This window comes from Hydrogenophaga sp. (assembly GCF_022844385.1).
In the GTDB taxonomy this organism is placed as follows: Bacteria; Pseudomonadota; Gammaproteobacteria; order Burkholderiales; family Burkholderiaceae_C; genus Hydrogenophaga.
The window spans coordinates 1-5,246 of record NZ_JALHLX010000182.1 but is presented as its reverse complement, the minus strand read 5'-3'; the positions used below and the strand labels follow the sequence as shown (position 1 = coordinate 5,246).

Genomic DNA, 5,246 nt, shown 5'->3' with positions numbered 1-5,246 from the left:
CTGGCCAGCGAGTTGCGCAACAACGAGGACGTGAAAGAGTTCTACCTGGGCATGGGCGGAGGTGAGCGCAAGAGCTTCAAAGACGTGAAAAGCTACAAACGGCGCAAGCGCTGGCTGGCCTGAACGGACCACCGGTCCGGACTGAACGTCTCCTTATTCATACTTGGCAGCCATGGCACAAACCGACTTCTTTGACGCCCTTGAAACCCGCTCCCCCGAGCAGCGGGAATCGCAACTGATGGTCAATCTGGTGGCCCAGGTCTGGCATGCACAGACACGAAGCCCGGCCTTCGCAGAGATCCTGCGCGGCGTGGATGCCGTGAACGTGAACAGCCGCGCCGCGCTGGCGCGCCTGCCGGTCACACGCAAGATGGAGCTGCTGGAGCGGCAGAAGGCCCTGCGCGCCACCGACTCGTTTGGTGGTTTCTCCGCGTTGGTGCGCGGCCCGGACATGCCCCGGATCTTCGCTTCGCCGGGCCCCATCTACGAACCCGAGGGCACGGTCAGTGACTACTGGCGTGCCGGGCGCGCCTTGTTCGCCGCCGGCTTTCGCGCGGGCGAGCTGGTGCACAACAGTTTCAGCTACCACATGACGCCAGGCGCCTTCATCCTCGAATCGGGTGCACACGCCGTGGGATGCACCGTGTTCCCGGCCGGCACCGGCCAGACCGAACAACAGCTGCAGGCCATCGCCGACCTCAAGCCCGACGCCTACACCGGCACACCCAGCTTCCTGCGCATCCTGCTGGAGAAAGCCAGGGAGGCGGGCGTCGATGTCAGCAGCATCAAGAAGGCCTCGGTCGGCGGTGAGGCCTGCCCTCCCAGCCTGACCGCGTGGTTCAAGGAGCAGGGCCTGGACGTGTACCAGACCTACGCCACGGCCGATCTGGGTGTGGTGGCCTACGAAACGCAGGCCCGCGAGGGCCTGGTGCTGGGCGAAGGGGTGATCATCGAGATCGTGCGCCCGGGCACCGGCGATCCGGTGCCGGATGGCGAAGTGGGCGAGCTGGTGGTGACCACACTCAATTCGGCCTATCCGCTGATCCGCTTCGGCACCGGCGACCTGTCGGCCATCATGCCGGGCAACTGCCCCACCGGTCGAACCGCCCCGCGCATCAAGGGCTGGATGGGCCGCGCCGACCAGACCACCAAGGTGCGGGGCATGTTCGTGCACGCTTCTCAGGTGGCCGACATCGCGCGGCGGTTTCCGCAAGTGCACAAGGCGCGCCTGGTGATCAGCGGCGAAATGGCCAACGACCAGATGTGCCTGAAGGTGGAAGCCAGCGAGGCCGACGACACGCTGCGTGGCCTGATCGAGACCGCTGTGCGCGATGTCACCAAGCTGCGTGGCGACGTGCACCTGGTGCCCCCGGGCAGCCTGCCCAACGACGGCAAGGTGATCGAAGACGCGCGCAGCTACCAGTAGCGTATTCACCAGTAGTACAGAAGACGTCAAGAAACGCCTGTCTGCGGTGCAGCAAAGGGTTTTCCCCGCCGGCCAGCTAAGTAATTTCCGCGATTTCCCACTGCCCCCCGGGGGATACCATCCGGGGGTTCACTAAACCCAGATGGAGATCTCATGAAAACCTTGCTTGCAGCCGCTTTGGCGGCCACCGTTTCCACCGGCGCCTTTGCGCAGGCCTTCCCCGCGAAGCCCATCACTTTCGTGGTGCCCTTCGCCGCTGGCGGCCCGACCGATCTCGTGGCGCGCCGTCTGGCCGAAGCCATGCGCGCGCCGCTGGGTGGCGCCAACATCGTGGTGGAGAACGCAGCCGGCGCCGGCGGCACCATCGCAGGCACCAAGGTGGCCCGCGCCACACCCGATGGCTACACCCTGCTGGTCTGGCACATCGGCATGGCCGCCACCACCAGCCTGTACCGCAAGCAACAGTTCAAGCCGCTGGAAGACTTCGAATACCTGGGCATGATCAACGATGTGCCCATGACGCTGCTGGGCTCGCCCAAGCTGCCGGCCAACACCTACCGGGACTTCGAGTCTTACATCCGCGCCAACGGCGGCAAGCTCAACCTGGCGCACGCCGGCCTGGGTTCCGCCTCGCACATCTGCGGCCTGATGTGGCAGTCGGCCGTGAAGCTCGACAAGTCCATGACCACCATTGCCTACCGCGGCACCGGCCCGGCCATGAACGACCTGATCGGCGGCCAGGTCGACGTCATGTGCGACCAGACCACCAACACCACCGCGCAGATCGAAGCCGGTCGTGTGAAGGCCTTCGCCGTGACCACCGCCAAGCCCCTGTCCAGCCACAAGCTGCTCAAGGACTATCCGTCGCTGCAGGAAATGGGTCTGAAAGATTTCAACCTGACCATCTGGCACGGCCTGTACGCGCCCAAAGGCACGCCACCCGAAGTGACCAAACGCCTGAACGACGCGCTTCAAGTGGCCTTGAAGGACCCTGCGTTCATCAAGAGCCAGGAAGACCTGGGCGCCATCGTGGTGAAAGATGCCCGCGTGACGCCCGCCGGTCACAAGGCTTTCGTGGCCGGCGAGATCACCAAGCTCAAGACCGCCATCGACGCTGCCGGTCAGTTTGCTGACTGAACGAGAAGCACCCCCGCGGCGCTTTGCGCCACCCCCTCCAGGGGGCGACACCTGCGGCCTGGCAAAGCCAGTTCCGCGGTGTCACTGGGTTGGAGAAGGCCCATGCTCGCCATCCGCGTCATCGACTCCATCACCGAACTGCAGCCCGCTGACGCGGGCTGCATTGCCTTGAGCGGTTCGCACGGGGGCTTGAGTTCGGCGCGATACGCGCTGGCCGTGCGGCCACTGCTCTCGGTCTTCAACGACGCGGGGGTTGGTCTGGACGCGGCCGGCATCGCTGGCCTTGAGTTGCTGCAATTGCATGACCTTGCGGCTTGCGCGGTGTCGCACACGAGTGCGCGCATTGGGCAGGCAGCCAGTACATTGACCCATGGCGTGGTCAGCCACGCCAACGCTGCGGCGCAGGCACTGGGCATCAGTCCCCAGGAGCCACTGCAACCGCAAATAAACAAACTGAGCCGGAGACAACCATGAACCTTTCCCGTCGCACCCTCATTGCCGTGGCCGTTGCGGCCACTGCCCTCCCCGGCTTGGTCGCCGCGCAAGCCGCCTGGCCCAGCAAACCGATCCGCATCGTCGTGCCCTTCGCACCCGGTGGCACCACCGACATCCTGGCGCGCACACTGGCACCCGAACTCACCAAGGCGTTGGGACAACCCGTGGTGGTGGAAAACCGCGCGGGTGCGGGCGGCAACATCGGCGCCGACCTGGTGGCCAAGGCGGCCAACGACGGCTACACGTTGCTCATGGGCACCGTGGGCACGCACGGCATCAACAAGTCGCTGTATTCCAAGCTGCCCTACGACCCGCAGAAGGACTTTGCGCCCATCACCCTGGTGGCCGGCGTGCCCAACGTGATGGTCATGAACACCAAGCGCGCTCAAGAGCTCGGCATCAACAGCGTGACCGACTTCGTGCGCTATGCCAAAGCCAACCCGGGCAAGCTCAATATGGCGTCCAGCGGCAACGGCACCTCGATCCATCTGGCGGGCGAGCTGTTCAAGTCGCGCACCGGCATCTTCATGACACACATTCCCTACCGCGGATCGGGCCCGGCCATGACCGACATGCTTGGTGGTGCCATGGACGTCATGTTCGACAACCTGCCCTCGGCCATGCCGCACATCCAGGCCGGCGGCCTGAAGGCCTTTGCCGTCACCAGCGCCGTGCGCTCCAGCGCACTGCCCGACACCCCGACCGTGGCCGAAGCCGGCTCGCTCGCGGGCTTTGAAGCCAGCTCCTGGTTCGGCCTGCTGGCGCCCGCCGGCACACCCCCCGAGGTGGTGAACCGCCTCCAGCAGGAAACCGCCAAGGCACTGAACCTGCCCAACGTGAAAGAACGGCTGGTGGCCCAGGGCGCCATCCCCAGCGGCAACACGCCACAGGAATTCGGCAAGCTGATCGAAGCCGAGATTGCGAAGTGGGCGCCGGTGGTGAAGGCGTCCGGCGCCAAGGTGGATTGAGTAGAAGAGAAGACAGCCCCCTCACCGGAGCGCGTGTCCCAACCCAGAGACACCGAGGGTCCGGCTCCGCCGGCCCCAGGTGTCGCCCCCCTTGCGCAGCAGAGGGGGGAGCGGCGAAGCCGCGCGGGGGTGCTTCTTCTACACCCCCCAGACGATGTCGACCCCGGCCTTTTCGCAACGCTGCACCATCTCGATGAAGGGTGCGCTGCGCATGCGCAAACTCACCTGATCGAACTCGGGCGGCACCTCGCCTCGAGCGGCAGCTTCCTCCCGAAGCTTCGCCTGCTCTGCCTCTTCGGCCACGATCGCGTCCTGGATGGCCTGAACGGCGGCTGGCATCTGCTGGTGCATCACGATGCCCGGCCCCGAAGGGTCCTTGCCGAGAATTTCCAACAGACGCTTGCCATGCTGCTGCAGCATCACCAGGTCGCCGGTTTCTCGGGATTTGAATCGGTAAACGGACATAAAACACTCCTTCAATCTGACCTTCATTTTCACACCAAAGTACTCCCTGCTGGCAGGGGTACCGAAAACACCGGGTAAACCCGATTGAAACTGAATTATTCATGTCTAAACTAATTAGGCATGAACACTTCAGACTCGGCTCTCCAGAGGATTCTGTGCATCGGCGGCGGGCCGGCTGGCTTGTATTTCGCCCTGCTGATGAAGCGGCGAGACCCTTCGCTCACGGTCACGGTGGTCGAGCGCAACCGGCCTTTCGACACCTTCGGCTGGGGCGTGGTGTTGTCCGACCAGACGCTGGGCAACCTGCGCGCCGCCGATCCCGAATCGGCCACGCTGATCGGTGAGGCCTTCAACCACTGGGACGACATCGAGGTGTTCTACAAGGGCGGCCGCGTGCGTTCGGGCGGCCACGGCTTCTGCGGCATCGGCCGCAAGAAACTGCTCAACATCCTGCAAGACCGATGCCTGGCACTGGGCGTCAACCTGGTGTTCGAGACCGATGTGACCGACGACCAGGCACTCGCCGAGCAGTACAACGCCGACCTGGTGATCGCCAGCGACGGCCTCAACAGCCGCATCCGAACGCGTTACGCCGAGACCTTCCAGCCCGACATCGACACGCGGGAATGCCGCTTTGTCTGGCTCGGCACCAAAAAGACGTTTGACGCCTTCACCTTCGATTTTGTGCAGACCGAACACGGCTGGTTCCAGGCGCACGCCTACAAGTTCGACGGCGAGACCTCGACCTTCATCGT

6 protein-coding genes and 1 pseudogene are annotated in these 5,246 nt (G+C 64.6%); 6 read left to right on the top strand and 1 reads right to left on the bottom strand.

Going from position 1 to position 5,246, the window contains the following annotated elements; all coding sequences use genetic code 11:
• The 5 genes and pseudogenes from Q0C59_RS18420 to Q0C59_RS18400 all read left to right on the top strand — a co-directional run.
• Window positions 1–123: pseudogene (locus Q0C59_RS18420) on the top strand (ABC transporter ATP-binding protein); the annotation flags it as partial.
• 49 nt (window positions 124–172) lie between these two features.
• The gene (locus tag Q0C59_RS18415) at window positions 173–1,426 is read left to right on the top strand and encodes a phenylacetate--CoA ligase family protein (protein ID WP_291218286.1); all 1,254 of its coding nucleotides are present in this window, start codon (window positions 173–175) and stop codon (window positions 1,424–1,426) included.
• Between the two features lie 153 nt (window positions 1,427–1,579).
• The gene (locus tag Q0C59_RS18410; RefSeq protein ID WP_291218284.1) at window positions 1,580–2,563 is read left to right on the top strand and encodes a tripartite tricarboxylate transporter substrate-binding protein; all 984 of its coding nucleotides are present in this window, start codon (window positions 1,580–1,582) and stop codon (window positions 2,561–2,563) included.
• A gap of 102 nt (window positions 2,564–2,665) precedes the next feature.
• A complete protein-coding gene (locus Q0C59_RS18405) occupies window positions 2,666–3,037 on the top strand; it encodes a hypothetical protein (protein ID WP_291218282.1) in 372 nt (123 codons plus the stop codon).
• On the top strand, window positions 3,034–4,026 hold the full coding sequence (locus tag Q0C59_RS18400) for a tripartite tricarboxylate transporter substrate binding protein (protein ID WP_291218281.1): 993 nt from the start codon (window positions 3,034–3,036) through the stop codon (window positions 4,024–4,026). The genes Q0C59_RS18405 and Q0C59_RS18400 overlap by 4 nt, the downstream gene beginning before the upstream one ends.
• 138 nt (window positions 4,027–4,164) lie before the next feature.
• Here the strand turns inward: Q0C59_RS18400 and Q0C59_RS18395 are convergent, their stop codons facing one another.
• Complete coding sequence (locus tag Q0C59_RS18395) at window positions 4,165–4,518, bottom strand: DUF1840 domain-containing protein (protein WP_291218288.1); 354 nt, start codon at window positions 4,516–4,518, stop codon at window positions 4,165–4,167.
• Between the two features lie 93 nt (window positions 4,519–4,611).
• Between Q0C59_RS18395 and Q0C59_RS18390 the strand changes: the two genes are divergently transcribed.
• Window positions 4,612–5,246, top strand: a 635-nt coding sequence (locus Q0C59_RS18390; protein WP_291218279.1) for an FAD-dependent monooxygenase, incomplete at its 3' end; no start/stop codon positions are given.

What these genes read in the sequence shown, in the direction of transcription:
- Q0C59_RS18395 (WP_291218288.1), bottom strand. Translation starts at nt 4,518, where the DNA reads ATGAAGGTCAGATTGAAGGAGTGTTTTATGTCCGTTTACCGATTCAAA.
- Q0C59_RS18415 (WP_291218286.1), top strand. Translation starts at nt 173, where the DNA reads ATGGCACAAACCGACTTCTTTGACGCCCTTGAAACCCGCTCCCCCGAG.
- Q0C59_RS18405 (WP_291218282.1), top strand. Translation starts at nt 2,666, where the DNA reads ATGCTCGCCATCCGCGTCATCGACTCCATCACCGAACTGCAGCCCGCT.
- Q0C59_RS18400 (WP_291218281.1), top strand. Translation starts at nt 3,034, where the DNA reads ATGAACCTTTCCCGTCGCACCCTCATTGCCGTGGCCGTTGCGGCCACT.
- Q0C59_RS18410 (WP_291218284.1), top strand. Translation starts at nt 1,580, where the DNA reads ATGAAAACCTTGCTTGCAGCCGCTTTGGCGGCCACCGTTTCCACCGGC.